Origin of the sequence: Paraburkholderia graminis C4D1M, assembly GCF_000172415.1 — a bacterium.
In the GTDB taxonomy this organism is placed as follows: Bacteria; Pseudomonadota; Gammaproteobacteria; order Burkholderiales; family Burkholderiaceae; genus Paraburkholderia; species Paraburkholderia graminis.
Genome location: NZ_ABLD01000054.1, coordinates 1 through 13888, shown reverse-complemented (window position 1 = coordinate 13888; position 13888 = coordinate 1). Strand labels below are relative to the sequence as shown.

Sequence of the window (13888 nt, the reverse complement as noted above, 5' to 3'; positions counted from 1 at the left end):
GTATGCGACCTCGAACTTCCCGCCATGGACGGCTTCTACCTGATCCAGCGTCTGCGTGATCACGAGATTCGCGGAGATCATGCGCCGTCGGTGGCGGTTGCGCTGACAGGCCATACGGATGACGCTTACCGTCTGCGAAGTATCGGCGAGGGTTTCCAGCATTTCATGACGAAACCTGCGTTGCCGGAAGATCTGGTGACGCTGCTGCACGACGCGATTGGCGCGCGTGCGGCGCGTTGAGTAGGTGAATTAACACGCCGCCCTGGCACGCCGCCCTGGCCGGCGGCGCTCCAAACGCCGCGAAATGCGGCGCGAAGCCGATGCCGCTTTGCGCCGCCATTACAGTCAAACCGCCGTTATTTCGCGGCGACGGGCGCCGTTGCTCCCGCCTTTGAAGAAACCGCTGCGGCGGCCTCTGCCGCCTGGCAGGCGGAACACAATCCCTTCAATTCGATTTCGTCGCTGGCGACGCGGTAACCCGCGTCTTCGATCTGCTCGATGAGCGCCTGGCGCAGTTTCGGCTGATGCAGTTCCGTCACGTTGCCGCATTGCTGGCAGACCACGAGAATGCCGTGCTGGCATTGCGTCAGGTCGTGGCAGACCGTGAATGCGTTGATGGACTCGATGCGATGCACGAGCCCCGCCGACAGCAAAAAGTCCAGCGCGCGATAAACCGTGGGCGGCGCCGAGCCCGGATGAATCTGGCGCATTTCGTCGAGCAGCGAATACGCTTTAGTCGCGCGGCCCGAATTGAGCAGCAATTCGAGCACTTTGCGGCGAAGCGGCGTGAGCTTTTCCCCGCGTTCGCGGCAATATTCCTCGGCAAGGGCGAGCGCCGCTTCGGGTGACTCGCCATGCGTGTGCGCCGGCGCGTGCGTATGAGCATGCGCGTCGGCGGAAGCGGCGGGTTTCTCCGTTTTCGCGGGACTGGCGGAATGGGCGGCGTTCGCGGCGGGCTTGGCGTTCTTCATGCGTCGATTATAAAGGCCAACGCGCTATTGCTGCCGGGGCGCAAATAGCATCGCCGTCCGGCCCTGGACGTTCCCACCTGGCCGAGGCAACGCGGTCGAAGCTCACGTCAAGGGAAAGTCGACGTATTTCTTGAAGCCCGAACGCGTCGCGATGCGCGAATACCACCGCTCGAGATTGGGCAGCGGCGGACGCTCGACGCCATCGAGCCCGAACCACCGCTTCGCGTACGCACCGATCACGATGTCGGCCAGCGTGAACTTGTCGCTCTCGAGGAAAAAGCGTCCTTGCAGATGCGTGTCCAGCAGATGCCACAGCGCCGTGACGTTGCGCACGTCGTCGGCGAGCTTCGCGGCGTCTCGCTGTTCCGGCGGCGTGCGCACGAGCGCCCAGAATACCGGCCGCTCCGCCGGTTGCAGCGTGGACAGCGACCAGTCCAGCCAGCGGTCGATGCTCGCGCGCAATTTCGGCTCGTCCGGATAAAGCGGGCTCGCCGCGCCGTATTGCAGCACCAGATAGCGCAGAATCGAGTTCGATTCCCACAGCACGAAGTCGTCGTCGACCAGCGTGGGAATCTTGCCCGTCGGGTTCATCGAAAGGTAGGCGGGTTCGTTGTTGCGCCCGAACTGCAGGCCCGCGTCGATGCGCTCGTACGGCAGCACCAGTTCATCGCAGCACCACAAGACTTTTTGCACGTTGACTGAATTCGCGCGTCCCCAGATCGTAATCATCCGGTCATCCTTTTTTGTCGACAGTTGGCAAGCCGCGCCTCGCGCGGCGTTCAACCAGTAACGATACACGATGCGCATGCTTTGCATGCGAGCGCGCCGCGCACGGCATGATGCGTTGCGTACAATGAGCGCACCGCAAAACGACGAGGCACCGCATGGCCCGCATTGTCCCCGACGACTGGAAGAGCCTCGCCGCCACCGGCGCGGCGGCGCGCGAACGCGAAACCCTTGCGCTGCTCGAAAAGGCGCTGCCTGAAAACTACACCGTCTATCACGGCGTGCACTGGACGCGTCTGAACCAGAACTTCTCGGTGTTCGGGAGGCCGACTTCGTGATCGTCAGTCCCGCCGGACGCGTGATGATCGTCGAGCAGAAAACCGGCTTTCTGCGCGAAACGCCGAAGGGGCTCGTCAAGGTCTATCTGCAAACCGAGCGCAACGTGGCGATCGCGCTCGCGCATACCATCGAAGGCTTGCACCGGCGCTTTACCGCGGCATTCGGCGCGGGCACCTATTTCATCGAGGAACTGCTGTATTGCCCGGACCATATCGTGAAGGACGCGGCGATTGCGGGCGTGAATCCGGCGCGGATCGTCGACGCAACCCGGCGCGATCGCCTCGCCGCAGTGATTCGTGAAGCGCTGCCCGCCGACGAGCCGCGCCTGCCGTGCGCGTCGAAAATCCATCACTTTCTCGCCGATGAACTCGCGCTCACGCCCGACGCAAGCGCGCTCGTCGGTCAGGCGGGCACGCTCGTCACGCGGCTCGCAGGCGGCCTTGCAACGTGGGCGCGGCGGCTCGAGTTCTCGCCGTTCCGGCTGCGCGTGATCGGCACGGCCGGCTCAGGCAAGACGCAACTCGCGGTGCAGGTGATGAAAGACGCCGTCGCGCGCGGCCAACGTCCTTTGTATGTGTGCTTCAACCGGCCGCTCGCCGATCACATCGCGCGCGTCGCGCCGCCCGAGGCGAAGGTCGCGAACTATCATCAACTGTGCGACTGGATCGCGCGCGATGCGGGCCGTCAGCCCGATTTTCAATCGGGCCAGGTGTTCGATCAGCTCGAAGCGATGTTCGCCGAAACTCCAATCGACGCGCGCTGGCAATTCGACGTGCTGATCGTCGACGAAGGGCAGGACTTTCAGGAGCCGTGGGTCGCTGCGCTAGAACGTCTGCTGAGCCCCGGCGGCGCGTGGTGGTGGCTCGAAGATCCGCTGCAGAACCTGTACATGCGCGAACCGGTCGCCTTGCCCGGCTGGACGACGCTGAAGGAAACCACCAACTACCGCAGCCCGCGCGACATTCTCGATTACGTGCGCGAGGTGGTCGGCGGCTCGGTGTCGAGCGCGGCGGCGCTGGCGTCAGGCAGTCCGTTCGACGGCTCCGACATCTCCCTGTCCGTCTACGACGAAGCGAACGCGGCGGAGGGCGCCATTGAGGCGACCAAGCGCGCCATCACGCAGGCGCTGTCGCTCGGCTTTCGCAAGCAGGACATCGCAGTGCTGTCGTTTCGCGGACGCGAGGGCTCCGCGATGACCGCGCAGGATCATCTCGGCCCGCATCGGCTGCGCAGCTTCACGGGCAAGTACGATTTGTTTGGGAATCCGGAATATCGTGACGGCGACGTTCTGTTCGAGTCGATCTATCGCTTCAAGGGCCAGGCGGCGCCGTGCGTGATCCTTACTGAGGTTGACTTCGATACATTCGACGAGCGTATCGCGCGCAAGCTGTTCGTCGGCGCGACGCGCGCAACGATGAAGCTGATCATCGTCGCTTCGCAGCGTGCCGCGCGGCATCTGCATCTGCGCGACGCGAAGGACGGCAAGGAACGGGAGACGCGCGAAGCCTGACGCGCGCTAGCGCTAGCTGTTGCGCGGGTTCATGGCCACGCGCGCGCGGCGACCAGCATGCCGCTGCGCGTGTGCGCGTCCCACCAGATCACGCGCAGCAGCGGCGCTTGTTGCGCGATCAGCAAGGCCTGCACCGGATCGCTTTCCACAAAGTGCGTGACGCCGCCCGCAAGCGCCGCCGACGCCTTATGCGCGGCCGCGCCGGCCGGGCTTTCGTCGTGCGTGCCGGGCACGCGCATCACCAGTTGCATATGGTCGAAGCCATGCCGCTCGAGCCAGGCCTCGGTACGCGCGCGGTCCGTTTCCGGCCGGCCGGTGATGATCGTGCGAACGCGTTGCAGGTCGATGCCCGGCAGCACCTCGAAGGGCAGCAACGCGTCGCGTTCGAGCAGCGCGGCAGCGAGGTCTTCGTCGTAGCGCGCGAGCGGCACGTCGGGAAGCAGAATGCCGTCGAGATCGATTGCGTAGGTTGCGTAGTGATGGTCGTCCGCCATCGCGGGCGCTTCGCCGGCTTCAACGCGCGCCCAGTCGTCGCGATAACGCTGCGTGTAGGCCTGGCGCTCCCACGGAAATAGCGCGAAGTAGCCGCGTGCGTCGATCGCGTAGTCGGGCTGCGTGCGGCTCAGGTCGTCGACCGCGCCGGTCAGCGCCCTCACGACAAGGCCATGCTGCTCGAGGAACGCGATGCAATCGACGAGCGTAAAACCGCGCCCCGCAATGTCCTCGCACAACAGCACCTTGGAGCCGGCGGGCGGGATCGGCAGCGTCGAGTCCCACGCGACCTTGCGCGACGCGCGGTCGTAGCGCAGAAACGCAACCGGCGCGCCGGCCGAATGCGAAACCATCAGCGCGAGCGGCGCACCGCCGCGCAGAATGCCGATTGCCATCGCAAAACCTTCGGCGAGCAACGCGGGTTGCAGCGATTCAATCCAGTGATCGAGTTGCTCGTACGTGAGGGGCAAAACCGGCTTGTTCATAACGCTCGTTGAGTCGCTTAACGCGAGTGAGAAGGCGGCCGCCCAGCGGCGCGACGCGCTAGCGAAGGGCGCTTTAGCGAGCCTTCGTTTTTTCCTGCAAAGAATTTTGACATATTATGCATGCCGTTCGGCAATCGCGCGTCGGGGTGATGCGCGTTACGGCAAGCCGGGGCGCTGCGTTCCGCGAGAGCGGCGGCGCCGCAAAAGAACAGCTACGGATAAAAAGAAATGACCAAAGCGACAGCAACAGTGCAACGAGGATTCGGCGCGCCTGCGAGCGTGCGCTGGGCAATGGGGTTGATCCTCGCGCTGACCGCGTGGAGCGTGCAGGCGCAGACGGACGCGACGGCGCTCGCGCTCGACGTCACGGGAAAAATCGGCAAGACCAACGACGCCGCGCACCGTTCCTATCACTTCGACGAGGCGCAATTGCTGGCGCTGCCGGCTCGTTCGATCACCACCTCGACCACCTGGACACCGCGTTCGAGCTTCACAGGACCGCTGCTGGCGGATATTCTGAAGACGGTCGGCGCGTACGGCACGCAGATCGAGATCCACACGCTCGACGACTATACGTACACGGTGCCCGTCTCAGATTGCGACCGCTACGGCGTTGTATTGGCGTACAGCATCAACGGCCGGCGTCTAAAAATCAGCGACTTCGGTCCGCTGTTTCTCATCTACCCGCGCGATGCGTTCCCCGATGAACTCGCGGGCGCCTCGGGCGATTCGAAATTCGTATGGCAGATCAAGGCACTCATCGTCAAATAAAGCGCCGTCCTGGGCGCCGGTTTTTTTATGTGCTGATCTGGCTCACCGCGCTTGCGGCGCCCGCCGGCGCGATCGGCTATCTGCTCTACGCGAACCTGCTCAATCCCGACACGACCGAGTCGCTGACGGGCTCTTACGACGGCTTCTACTGGGACGCGGCGCAGTTGCAGATCGCCTACGCGCGCTTCGAGAACCAGTTGCTGTTGTATCAGGCCGGCGTCGACGACGATTACCCGCGGTTGACGTTGCGCTATCAGTTGCTGCAATCCAAGTTGCATGTGATGGAAGGCTCCACGCGCCGGCTCACCACGCAGGTCGCGCTGGTGCAGCGGCAACTGGATGAAATCCACGCGCTCGACCGCATGCTCGCCGGTCTCGCGCCTGACGTCGCCGCGCTGCCGACCGATCGGGGCGGCGTCAACCGCATCGTCGCGCAATTGCGCCAGCACTGGAACGAAGTCAACGATCTCGCGCTGAGCCGCCGTTTCGCCGATGTCGCCGACCGCGAAGCGATGAACCGCGACTTCATCGACAAGCGCCGGCTGCTGTTTGCCGGCGGCATGATCCTGCTGCTGCTGTCCGCGGCGGCCACGTTGCTGCTCGTGGTCAACGGCCGGCGCCGCACGCGTCTCATGCATCAGCAGCACGCGGCGCTTCAGGCCGAGCACCAGGCGAGCCGCGCGGCGCGCGAGGCGAGTCTCGCGAAAGACGCGTTTCTCGGCATGATCAGTCACGAGCTGCGCACGCCGTTGCATGCGATCGTGTCGTCGATCGAATTGCTCGGCTTCAACTATCACTCCGAAGCCGACCGCAAGGTGATTCAGCGGCTCGAAACCGCGGCGCGGCATCTCGAAGCGCAGATGAAGGACCTGACCGATTACGCACGGCTCGGCGCCGGCAAGCTCGAACTGCGTCACGAGCACTTCGAGCCGCGCGAGTTGCTGGCGTCGATCGTCGACGAACATGCGATGTCCGCGGCCTCGCGCGGCCTCAAGCTCGAAAGCGAGGCAAGCGGCGTGACGGGTCTCGTCGATTCCGACCCGCACCGCATTCGCCAGATCGTCAACAACCTGGTGACCAACGCGATCCGCTATACGGAAACCGGCACGGTGCGCGTGAAGCTGATGCAGCGGCCGGCGCTATTGAGCTTCGTGGTCAGCGACACGGGGCCGGGCGTTCCCCAGGCGCAAATCCCGCTGATTTTCGAGGAGTTCACGCAACTGGACGGCTCGCGTACGCGCCGCTTCGAAGGCGCGGGCATGGGCCTGACTATCGTGCAGGGACTCGTACGGCTCTTTGGCGGCACCGTCGAAGTCGCGAGCGTGGTGGGCGAGGGCACGACTTTCACCGTGACGATTCCAGTCACGCCGGTCGCGCCCGCGCCTTCGCGTGACGCCGCGGCGCAAACCGGGCCGGGCGACGCGCGGCCAGGCGTGCTGATCGTCGACGACAACCGGCTGATTCGCGAGTCGCTCAGCGAAATGGTCGCGCACATGGGCTACGACGCGCACGCCGTCGCCAACGCCGACGATGCGCTCGCGTGGCTCGACGCGCGCCGCTGCGATGTCGTGCTGCTCGACCTGCATATGCCGGGGCGCGACGGCTACGCGCTACTCGCGGATCTCGCCGCGCGCGGCGGGCCGTCGTCAGGCGTGCCGGTGATCGTGGTCAGCGCTTATGCGCCGGAGCCCGGCGAACAACAGGAGGAAGAGAGAAGCGGCGCGCAGCCGTTTTTTGAAGCGTTATTAAAGCCAGTACATTACGGCGATCTGCGCAACGCATTGCAGCGCGCGCTGGCTTCGCGGCATACCGCGTGAGAGGGCGCCCACAAGCCTGGGCACAAGCCCAGGCGCAGGACTACTGCCTCAGGGCCGATTCAGCCGTTTCGACAGATCGGCGACGAGAATCGCCATCCGCGCGGGCTTTTCATAGCAGGCGACGTCGTAATTACGGATCACCTGGCTGATCTCCGACTCGCTCGCCTTGCCGGTCAGCAATTCGCCTGTCAGAACGAAGATCGGCGCGTCAGGATTTTCCGACGCCCGCACCGCGCGAATCGCGGCCGCCGAGGTTTGCGAACCGAACAGCCAGTCGATCACGATGCCGTCGAACACCTGTGTTTGCAGTTGCTCGGCAAAGGCCGCGAGTCCGTAGATCGCCACGGCGGCAAAGCCGCTGCGCTCGAGGTAATCGCGCAGATTGTCGGCGCTCGCGTGATCGTCGTCGACCACGGCGATGGTCGGCTTGTCGGTCTCCGCGCGGCGCGGATAGATCTCGATCTTGTGGACTTCGTACGCGCTTTGATACAGAGCGCCGTCGTGCCGCGCGACGCGCCACTGGCCGAGCTTCGAGTAGGCGACGAAGTCCGGGCGGCTGCCCGGTTCCAGCGCCGCGCCCACCCAGGCGGTGCACGGCAATTCGATCGCGCCGATGCAGAACACGGCTTCCTGCGCGATCGCGCCGACCATGCCGGGGTCGAGCGACTGCGCGCCGAAGAGCTGCGCGGCGGGCTCGCCGTACACCTCGGCGACCTTCTTGATTTGCGACAGCGTCCACGGGCTATTGCCGCGCAGCTTGCGGTGCCCTTGCGAAAAGCTCAGATCGAGGATGCGGCAAAGTTCTGTGGTTTGCTGTCGCTTGCCGATTCCGTGCCGGCTCATCAACTCGCGCACGCGCTCGGCGACTGCGATGGAGTCAGGTGAGTGTGTTTCGTTGGTCATACTGCGTGAGAATCCGCCGTCTTAAAGGGCTGTGGTGGGCGATACGGCAGGCGTAACGCGGCCATGCATCATGGACACGGCGCGACGCAGCTACGCGGGGGACAGCAAATGTACCGCAAAAAACATAGCAGTCGGCTTTTTGTGTTATGCGCTTTGCATAACCCCATTTTACCGATGAAACCGGGCCATATCCACCCAGGGCTCTTGTGAACGGCGTCAGTTCGCCGGCATCTTGGCGAGTTTGGCCGCCGAGTTCCTCAGTCCTTTGAAGATCCGCTCGGCAACCCTGGCCGGAAACCGTTCCGGCAAATCCGCCGAGACCTGGTCGATCACGTTCGGCGTCTGTTCGATGAGGCGCTCGATCAGCGGTTCGGCGCTCGCGCCGTACGAGCATTTGAGCGCCATCGTGTTGAAGTGGCGCCGCTGCACGTCGCGAAACGCGTCGTGCTTGCTGCGCGACCACATGCCCATCGCAAGGCGCGCCTTGAACCACGACCACTGGTTCGGCCCGCTGCCTTCGACGGGCCAGATCGACATGACGTCGTAAAGCGGCGTCAGCCGGTATTGGCCGCCCGCGAGCAGGCGAATGCTGAAGTTCTTCGCGTGGCCGTCCGGCGCGGCGAGCATCCAGAAGAGAATCTGGCTGGCGAGCAGCGTTTCGATGTCCTGCGCGGCCGCGACCGATTGCTGCAAAACGCGCGCGAGGTCGAGCACGCCGGGACCGCCTTCGTTCTCATACTTGCGATGCGACGGCACGCCGTACACCTGGCAAAAATCCTCTTGCGGCAGGCGCAACAGCCATTGCCCGCTCGAATGCAGTTGCCGGTCGAAGCGCTCGACGCTCAGCACGCGCTGTTTGCCGAACGTCACGACTTCCGTGTTCGCGACCGGCAAACCGTAGGCGCGCAGGATGCGCAGGCACAGCCATTCGTTTTCGACCGAGGTGCTGAGATCGGCCAGCTTGTTGCCGACGAGTCCGAGCGGCAGCTTGAAGATATGCGTGGTGGGCGTCGCGCCGTGCGGCCGCTTCCATTGTCCTTCGTGCCACAGCAGCGCGGTTTTTTCCTGCGCGCCGGCGAGTGAGATGCGGAAATCGTCGTCGCTTTGGTCCGCTGCGCCGAGCGTGGGCGTGCTCACCGTGCGCGTCAGCATGGTCTCGATTTCGGCCTCCGAGAGCGGCGTACCTTCGATCCGGTCGACGTGCTCCGGCACGTCGTCTTCGGGCAGCAACTGCACCGCGCCCACGCAATCGCGGCCGATGGCTTGCAGCAGATCGAAGGCGTCGAGCGTCTCGGTCTGATAGCGCTGCGCGATGCGCTTTCTGATGACCTCGCTGTCGGGCAGCAGGTTGTCGAAGTAATTGAGGACGCGCGGCCCTTTGTGCGCCAGGTTGCCGGGCGCGAAAGGCAGCGAGAGCGACAACGGCCTGCCGGCAGGCGAGGCGATCCACGCTGCGTCGTAGGAAAATTCCATTGGACCGCGCGCCGGAATCCGCCAGACGCCGACGCGCTCGCCGTTTGCCCAAACGGAAAGTGCGCGCGAATGTGTAGGGCGGGTCATGCTCACCACTCGATCAACGGCGCCGGCTCAAACTCCGGCTTGTTCTTGTCGCGCATTTGTAACTGCAGCCCGTAGGCGCCGCATAGCGCGAGCAGTTGAGCCACGGTCAGCGCGGCTGCGTCGGTTTCCCAGGTGGAAATGCGGCTTTGGCTCACGCCCACCCGCGCGGCGGCTTCCGCCTGAGTGAGACCTGCCTGCCGTCTGCTCGCGGCAAGCAACTGGGCAATCTGATTCGGGGTGGCGATGAGATGCAGCATGTCAAATATCCGTTTGGCGAATAAATGCATTTTATTCGTCTCGCGGATATTTGGCAAATATTCGCGAGACGAATACGCGTGCAAAATATCTGCCACACGGATATTTGCCATTTATTCGTCCTGCAGATAATTTTCACGCTCCGTCGTCCGTCCGCCAAACTCAATGCGGACGGGCTTTCCAGCGCTTTGCGCAGGTCGGCGTTGCAGGCAACCGCCTGTCCTGCGAAGATGATGTCCGCGCTTAAAACCTCCTTGCCCGATGACGACAACCTATCCGCTGCACGCCGGCTTCACCTCCGCCGACCAACCGTTTCCGCACCACGCCGACGTGGTGATCGCCGGCGCCGGCATCATGGGTTGCGCGGCGGCCTACTATCTGACGCGGCGCGGGTTGTCGGTGGTCGTGCTCGACAAGTCGCGCATTGCCGGCCAGCAGTCGTCGCGAGCGTGGGGTTTCGTGCGCCAGCAGGGCCGCGAATCGGCGGAAGTTCCGCTGATGATGGCGGGCATTCCGCTGTGGACCAGCCTCGAGCGCGAACTGGATTTCGATCTGGAGTGGCGTCAGGGCGGTTGCCTCTATGTCGCCACCGACGAGGACGACTGGACCTCGTTCCAGCAATGGATGGACGTCGCGCGGCAGCACGGGCTCGACACGCGCACGCTCGATCGCAAGCAGATCGACGCGGTGGTGACCGGCATGCAAGGCCCGGCGCTCGGCGGCCTCTACACGCCGAGCGACGGCCAGGCCGAGCCGCGCCGCGCCGCCGCCGCTTTCGCGGCGCGGGCCGCGCAAGCCGGCGCGCTCTTTTTCGAAGGTTGCGGCGTACTGGGCGTGGAACTCGCGGCCGGTGCGATTGCAGGCGTGGTGACCGAGCGCGGGACGGTCCGCACGCCGCGTTTCATTTGCGCCGCGGGCGCGAGCAGTTGGCGTCTGCTGAAGACGCTGAGCCTCGAACTGCCGCAGCAGGCGGTGCGCGGCACCTGCATGCGCACGAATCCGTTGCCGCATGTGAGCGCGTCGACTTTCTGGGGCCACGGGCTCGGCGTGCGGCAGCGCGCGAACGGGGCGATCAATCTCGCCGACGACATGCAGGTCGACGTCGACATGACGCTCGGCCATTTTCGTGCGCTCAAATGGTTTCTGCCGGAGCTCTGGAGTCAGCGCGAGAAGTTCAGCTTTCATCTGAACGGCGCGTGTCTGCGCGACTTGCGTGAGCGTCTGCCGGGCGCCGTGCCGCCCGGCGAGCGCGTGCTGCATCCGCGCGATCCGCATCCGCAGCCGAACACGAGCCACGCGCCGCGCGCGCTGGCGAAGCTGCGCGCGCTCTTTCCCGCGTTGAAGGACGCGCAGGTGGTCGAGTCGTGGGCCGGCCTGATCGATGTGCTGCCCGACGGCATTCCGGTCATCGACGCGCCGCCGCAAGTCAGCGGTCTGACCATTGCCACCGGCTTTTGCGGGCACGGTTTCGCGATGGGCCCGATCGTCGGCAAGCTGCTCGCGGAGATCAACGACGGCGGGCAGCCGTCGCTCGACCTGTCCGCGTTCCGTTTGCAGCGTTTCTTCGACGGCACGATGCAGCGGCCTCGCAGCATGCTATGAGCGCGCCTGCCGATTTTCTCCGCCCGCATTCTTCCGATCACGTCAGCATGAACGAACCGACTTTGCGTCACGCCGGAGTTCCGTACTACACCCAGTGGGGCAGCCCCGACTGGGTGCGCGCTATCGTCGAGCGGGCAGCCGATCCTTGCGACGATCCCGGCTGGCAGACGAGCGGCTTCACGGACCCGCAGCGCTACCGTTTCTGGGCGAAGCGCCTTTGCGGGCTGACGTGCCTCGAATCGGCGCTCGACTATTGGCGTATCGAACACGCGCCGCGCGCCGCGCTGCTCGACGAAGCGTTGCGGCACGGCGTATATCGCATGCGGGATGACGGCGGCGTCGACGGCCTGATCTATCGTCCGTTTGCGGCATGGGTGCAGGAGGCGTTCGGCGTACGCGTCGACGTGTTGCCGCAGGCGTCCATTGAGGAAATCGCCGCGCGTCTCGATGCGCGCACGCTCGCCATCGTGTCGGTGAGCCCGGAGATCCGCTATCCCGACGAGCCGAACCAGCGCCAGGGCGGGCACCTCGTTTTGCTGCACGGACGCGATGCCGGCGGCGTGTGGTTTCACAATCCTTCGGGCATCGGGCCGCAGCAGGCGGACGTCTATCTGCCGTTCGCGACGATGACGCGGTTCTACGCCGGACGCGGGATGACGCTCAGTTGGCCGGGGCGCTGAGCGGCGGCAAGCCGCTGCCGATCAGGCCCGTTTTCTGCTCGACCGTCCGTATCGACATCTGCGATACAGGACCCGACATGAAGAAAACTCAAGCCCTGCTCGCCGCGAGCCTTGTCGCACTCAGCACCGTCGGCGCGGCGCATGCCGCCACCCACGATGAACAGGCCAAGGCCTGCCGCGGCGACGCCATGCACTTTTGCGCGTCCGAGATTCCGAACAAGGCGAAGATCACGGCGTGCATGAAGCAGCACGTCGACGAACTGAGTCCGCCTTGCCGCGCGATGTTCAAAGGCGGCAAGAAGTCCGGCGACAGCGACGGGAAGTCGACCGCGGCGCAATAAATCCGCTTTGAGCGAAACAGCGTGCGCGACGCGCGGGGAAGCGCGTCGCGCATCGGCGCGGCACGCCGTGATGCGCTGCGCACGCCGTCCCGCGTCGTAGAATCGGCTATTCCGACTGCGACCACCTACCCGCCCATGACCCGTCCGACCACGCAGATTTTCGACGCCGACGCGACCGCGCGGCTCACACCGTACGCCGCGCTCGTCGACGCGTTAAAGCGCGCCAGCATCGACTACGCGCAGCGGCGCATAGCGAGTCCCGAGCGCCTCGTCGTGCCGCTCAATGAAGGCGGCGTTCTGCTGTCGATGCCCGCGACCGCGCCGGACCTCGCGATCCACAAGCTGGTCAGCGTGTGCCCGCGCAACGGGCCGCGCGGCTTGCCGACCATCCACGGCCAGGTGATGGCATTCGACGCCGACACCGGCGAGACGCTTTTCATCCTCGACGGCCCGACGGTGACCGGCCGCCGCACCGCGGCCATGTCGATGCTCGGCGTCGCCACCTTTGCCGCGGCCAGGCCGCGCGAGTTTCTGCTGATCGGCACGGGCACGCAGGCGCTCAATCATCTGCAAGCGATCGGCGAGCTCTATCCCGAGGCGCGCGTCTGGGTGAAGGGCAGTGCGCCGGCGCGCGCCGAGGCGTTTTGCGCCGCGCATCGCGGCAAGGTGTCGGAGTTGCAGCCGCTTGCGCAGCCCGACGCGCCGCTGCCGGAATCGATCGACACGGTGATTGCGCTGACCACGAGCCGTCAGCCGGTTTACGACGAGGCGGCGCGCGCGGGGCGCCTCGTGATCGGCGTCGGCGCGTTCACGCCCGAGATGGTGGAGATCGGCGCGCGCACCATTGCGGGCAGCGCGCTTTTCGTCGACGACGAGGCGGGCGCGAAACACGAGGCCGGCGATTTCATCCAGGCCGGCGTGGATTGGGCCAGCGTGCGCGGCATTGCTTCGGTGCTGGACACGTCTGCTCGGGCGCCTGCCCAAACACCGGTCGTTTTCAAAAGCGTCGGCTGTGCGGCGTGGGATCTGGCGGCCTGCCGCGTCGCGCGCGAGGCGTGGTCGCGCGGATAAGCGAGCGACAGCGAGAGGCTCGCGCCAGAAAAACGCCTTAAAAACAGCGCCTTGCCGCCCGCGTTGGCATATTGCGCCAACGTGCGGCGCATGTTGCCGTGCAAACAATCGCAAAACGTTGCACCATAGGCGTTTGCCGGAAAAACCTGCCGATGGGTGCCGTCAGGCCCAGCATCGGCTTCTTCCGCCTTTGCCCAGGGCCAGCGGTTGTCGCTGGTTCTTCGGCATCCGACGACGCCTTCCTTCTCACCACGCTGCGACCGCGCTATGACGACTCAACACGCTTCTGCGACTCCCGAGCTTCCGCTCGACATGATCATCTTCGGCGGCACCGGCGACCTGTCGTTCGCAAGCTGCTGCCCGCG

General features: G+C 65.1%; 13 protein-coding genes and 1 pseudogene. 8 read left to right on the top strand and 6 right to left on the bottom strand.

What is annotated here, in order from left to right:
• On the top strand, positions 1-240 hold a 240-nt coding region (locus BGRAMDRAFT_RS32750), incomplete at its 5' end, for a response regulator (protein ID WP_044022071.1).
• Positions 241-356: 116 nt separating this feature from the next.
• Here BGRAMDRAFT_RS32750 and BGRAMDRAFT_RS32745 read toward each other — a convergent pair.
• Together BGRAMDRAFT_RS32745 and BGRAMDRAFT_RS32740 are read right to left on the bottom strand one after the other, a co-directional pair.
• Positions 357-971: a Fur family transcriptional regulator gene (locus BGRAMDRAFT_RS32745; protein WP_006053227.1), complete on the bottom strand. Its 615-nt coding sequence runs from the start codon at positions 969-971 to the stop codon at positions 357-359.
• 102 nt (positions 972-1073) lie between these two features.
• Entirely contained in the window at positions 1074-1700 is a 627-nt protein-coding gene (locus BGRAMDRAFT_RS32740; protein ID WP_006053226.1) for a glutathione S-transferase family protein, read from the bottom strand.
• Positions 1701-1855: 155 nt separating this feature from the next.
• On the opposite strand from BGRAMDRAFT_RS32740, the pseudogene BGRAMDRAFT_RS32735 reads away from it, so the two are divergent.
• Positions 1856-3546: pseudogene (locus BGRAMDRAFT_RS32735) on the top strand (ATP-binding domain-containing protein).
• A 29-nt stretch (positions 3547-3575) separates the two neighbouring features.
• On the opposite strand, the gene BGRAMDRAFT_RS32730 reads toward BGRAMDRAFT_RS32735, so the two are convergent.
• Positions 3576-4523, bottom strand: coding sequence for a phosphoribosyltransferase (locus BGRAMDRAFT_RS32730; RefSeq protein WP_006053223.1), 948 nt, complete (start codon positions 4521-4523; stop codon positions 3576-3578).
• Between the two features lie 228 nt (positions 4524-4751).
• Here BGRAMDRAFT_RS32730 and BGRAMDRAFT_RS32725 point away from each other — a divergent pair, with 228 nt between their 5' ends.
• Both BGRAMDRAFT_RS32725 and BGRAMDRAFT_RS32720 read left to right on the top strand, forming a co-directional pair.
• A complete protein-coding gene (locus BGRAMDRAFT_RS32725; protein ID WP_006053222.1) occupies positions 4752-5294 on the top strand; it encodes a putative pterin-binding protein in 543 nt (180 codons plus the stop codon).
• The gene (locus tag BGRAMDRAFT_RS32720) at positions 5264-7111 is read left to right on the top strand and encodes an ATP-binding response regulator (protein WP_006053221.1); all 1848 of its coding nucleotides are present in this window, start codon (positions 5264-5266) and stop codon (positions 7109-7111) included. Before BGRAMDRAFT_RS32725 ends, BGRAMDRAFT_RS32720 begins: the two co-directional genes overlap by 31 nt.
• 48 nt (positions 7112-7159) lie before the next feature.
• Here BGRAMDRAFT_RS32720 and BGRAMDRAFT_RS32715 read toward each other — a convergent pair whose 3' ends face one another.
• From BGRAMDRAFT_RS32715 to BGRAMDRAFT_RS32705, 3 genes are all read right to left on the bottom strand, one after another.
• Positions 7160-8014 carry a helix-turn-helix domain-containing protein gene (locus tag BGRAMDRAFT_RS32715; RefSeq protein WP_006053220.1) on the bottom strand — a complete coding sequence of 285 codons (855 nt, stop codon included), beginning with the start codon at positions 8012-8014 and terminating at the stop codon, positions 7160-7162.
• 216 nt (positions 8015-8230) lie between these two features.
• On the bottom strand, positions 8231-9574 hold the full coding sequence (locus BGRAMDRAFT_RS32710) for a type II toxin-antitoxin system HipA family toxin (RefSeq protein ID WP_006053219.1): 1344 nt from the start codon (positions 9572-9574) through the stop codon (positions 8231-8233).
• 2 nt (positions 9575-9576) lie between these two features.
• Positions 9577-9831, bottom strand: coding sequence for a helix-turn-helix domain-containing protein (locus BGRAMDRAFT_RS32705; protein WP_029968691.1), 255 nt, complete (start codon positions 9829-9831; stop codon positions 9577-9579).
• Between the two features lie 259 nt (positions 9832-10090).
• Here BGRAMDRAFT_RS32705 and BGRAMDRAFT_RS32700 point away from each other — a divergent pair, with 259 nt between their 5' ends.
• The 4 genes from BGRAMDRAFT_RS32700 to lhpI all read left to right on the top strand — a co-directional run bounded on the left by BGRAMDRAFT_RS32700 (position 10091) and on the right by lhpI (position 13523).
• Complete coding sequence (locus tag BGRAMDRAFT_RS32700; protein WP_006053217.1) at positions 10091-11431, top strand: NAD(P)/FAD-dependent oxidoreductase; 1341 nt, start codon at positions 10091-10093, stop codon at positions 11429-11431.
• 47 nt (positions 11432-11478) lie between these two features.
• Positions 11479-12111: a C39 family peptidase gene (locus BGRAMDRAFT_RS32695; protein WP_044022070.1), complete on the top strand. Its 633-nt coding sequence runs from the start codon at positions 11479-11481 to the stop codon at positions 12109-12111.
• A gap of 77 nt (positions 12112-12188) precedes the next feature.
• Positions 12189-12452 (top strand): hypothetical protein, encoded by a 264-nt coding sequence (locus tag BGRAMDRAFT_RS32690; RefSeq protein ID WP_006053215.1) that lies wholly within the window; start codon positions 12189-12191, stop codon positions 12450-12452.
• Between the two features lie 135 nt (positions 12453-12587).
• On the top strand, positions 12588-13523 hold the full coding sequence (lhpI, locus tag BGRAMDRAFT_RS32685; RefSeq protein ID WP_006053214.1) for a bifunctional Delta(1)-pyrroline-2-carboxylate/Delta(1)-piperideine-2-carboxylate reductase: 936 nt from the start codon (positions 12588-12590) through the stop codon (positions 13521-13523).
• The last annotated feature ends 365 nt before the right edge of the window (positions 13524-13888 follow it).

What these genes read in the sequence shown, in the direction of transcription:
- BGRAMDRAFT_RS32745 (WP_006053227.1), bottom strand. Translation starts at nt 971, where the DNA reads ATGAAGAACGCCAAGCCCGCCGCGAACGCCGCCCATTCCGCCAGTCCC.
- BGRAMDRAFT_RS32740 (WP_006053226.1), bottom strand. Translation starts at nt 1,700, where the DNA reads ATGATTACGATCTGGGGACGCGCGAATTCAGTCAACGTGCAAAAAGTC.
- BGRAMDRAFT_RS32730 (WP_006053223.1), bottom strand. Translation starts at nt 4,523, where the DNA reads ATGAACAAGCCGGTTTTGCCCCTCACGTACGAGCAACTCGATCACTGG.
- BGRAMDRAFT_RS32725 (WP_006053222.1), top strand. Translation starts at nt 4,752, where the DNA reads ATGACCAAAGCGACAGCAACAGTGCAACGAGGATTCGGCGCGCCTGCG.
- BGRAMDRAFT_RS32720 (WP_006053221.1), top strand. Translation starts at nt 5,264, where the DNA reads ATGGCAGATCAAGGCACTCATCGTCAAATAAAGCGCCGTCCTGGGCGC.
- BGRAMDRAFT_RS32715 (WP_006053220.1), bottom strand. Translation starts at nt 8,014, where the DNA reads ATGACCAACGAAACACACTCACCTGACTCCATCGCAGTCGCCGAGCGC.
- BGRAMDRAFT_RS32710 (WP_006053219.1), bottom strand. Translation starts at nt 9,574, where the DNA reads ATGACCCGCCCTACACATTCGCGCGCACTTTCCGTTTGGGCAAACGGC.
- BGRAMDRAFT_RS32705 (WP_029968691.1), bottom strand. Translation starts at nt 9,831, where the DNA reads ATGCTGCATCTCATCGCCACCCCGAATCAGATTGCCCAGTTGCTTGCC.
- BGRAMDRAFT_RS32700 (WP_006053217.1), top strand. Translation starts at nt 10,091, where the DNA reads ATGACGACAACCTATCCGCTGCACGCCGGCTTCACCTCCGCCGACCAA.
- BGRAMDRAFT_RS32695 (WP_044022070.1), top strand. Translation starts at nt 11,479, where the DNA reads ATGAACGAACCGACTTTGCGTCACGCCGGAGTTCCGTACTACACCCAG.
- BGRAMDRAFT_RS32690 (WP_006053215.1), top strand. Translation starts at nt 12,189, where the DNA reads ATGAAGAAAACTCAAGCCCTGCTCGCCGCGAGCCTTGTCGCACTCAGC.
- lhpI (WP_006053214.1), top strand. Translation starts at nt 12,588, where the DNA reads ATGACCCGTCCGACCACGCAGATTTTCGACGCCGACGCGACCGCGCGG.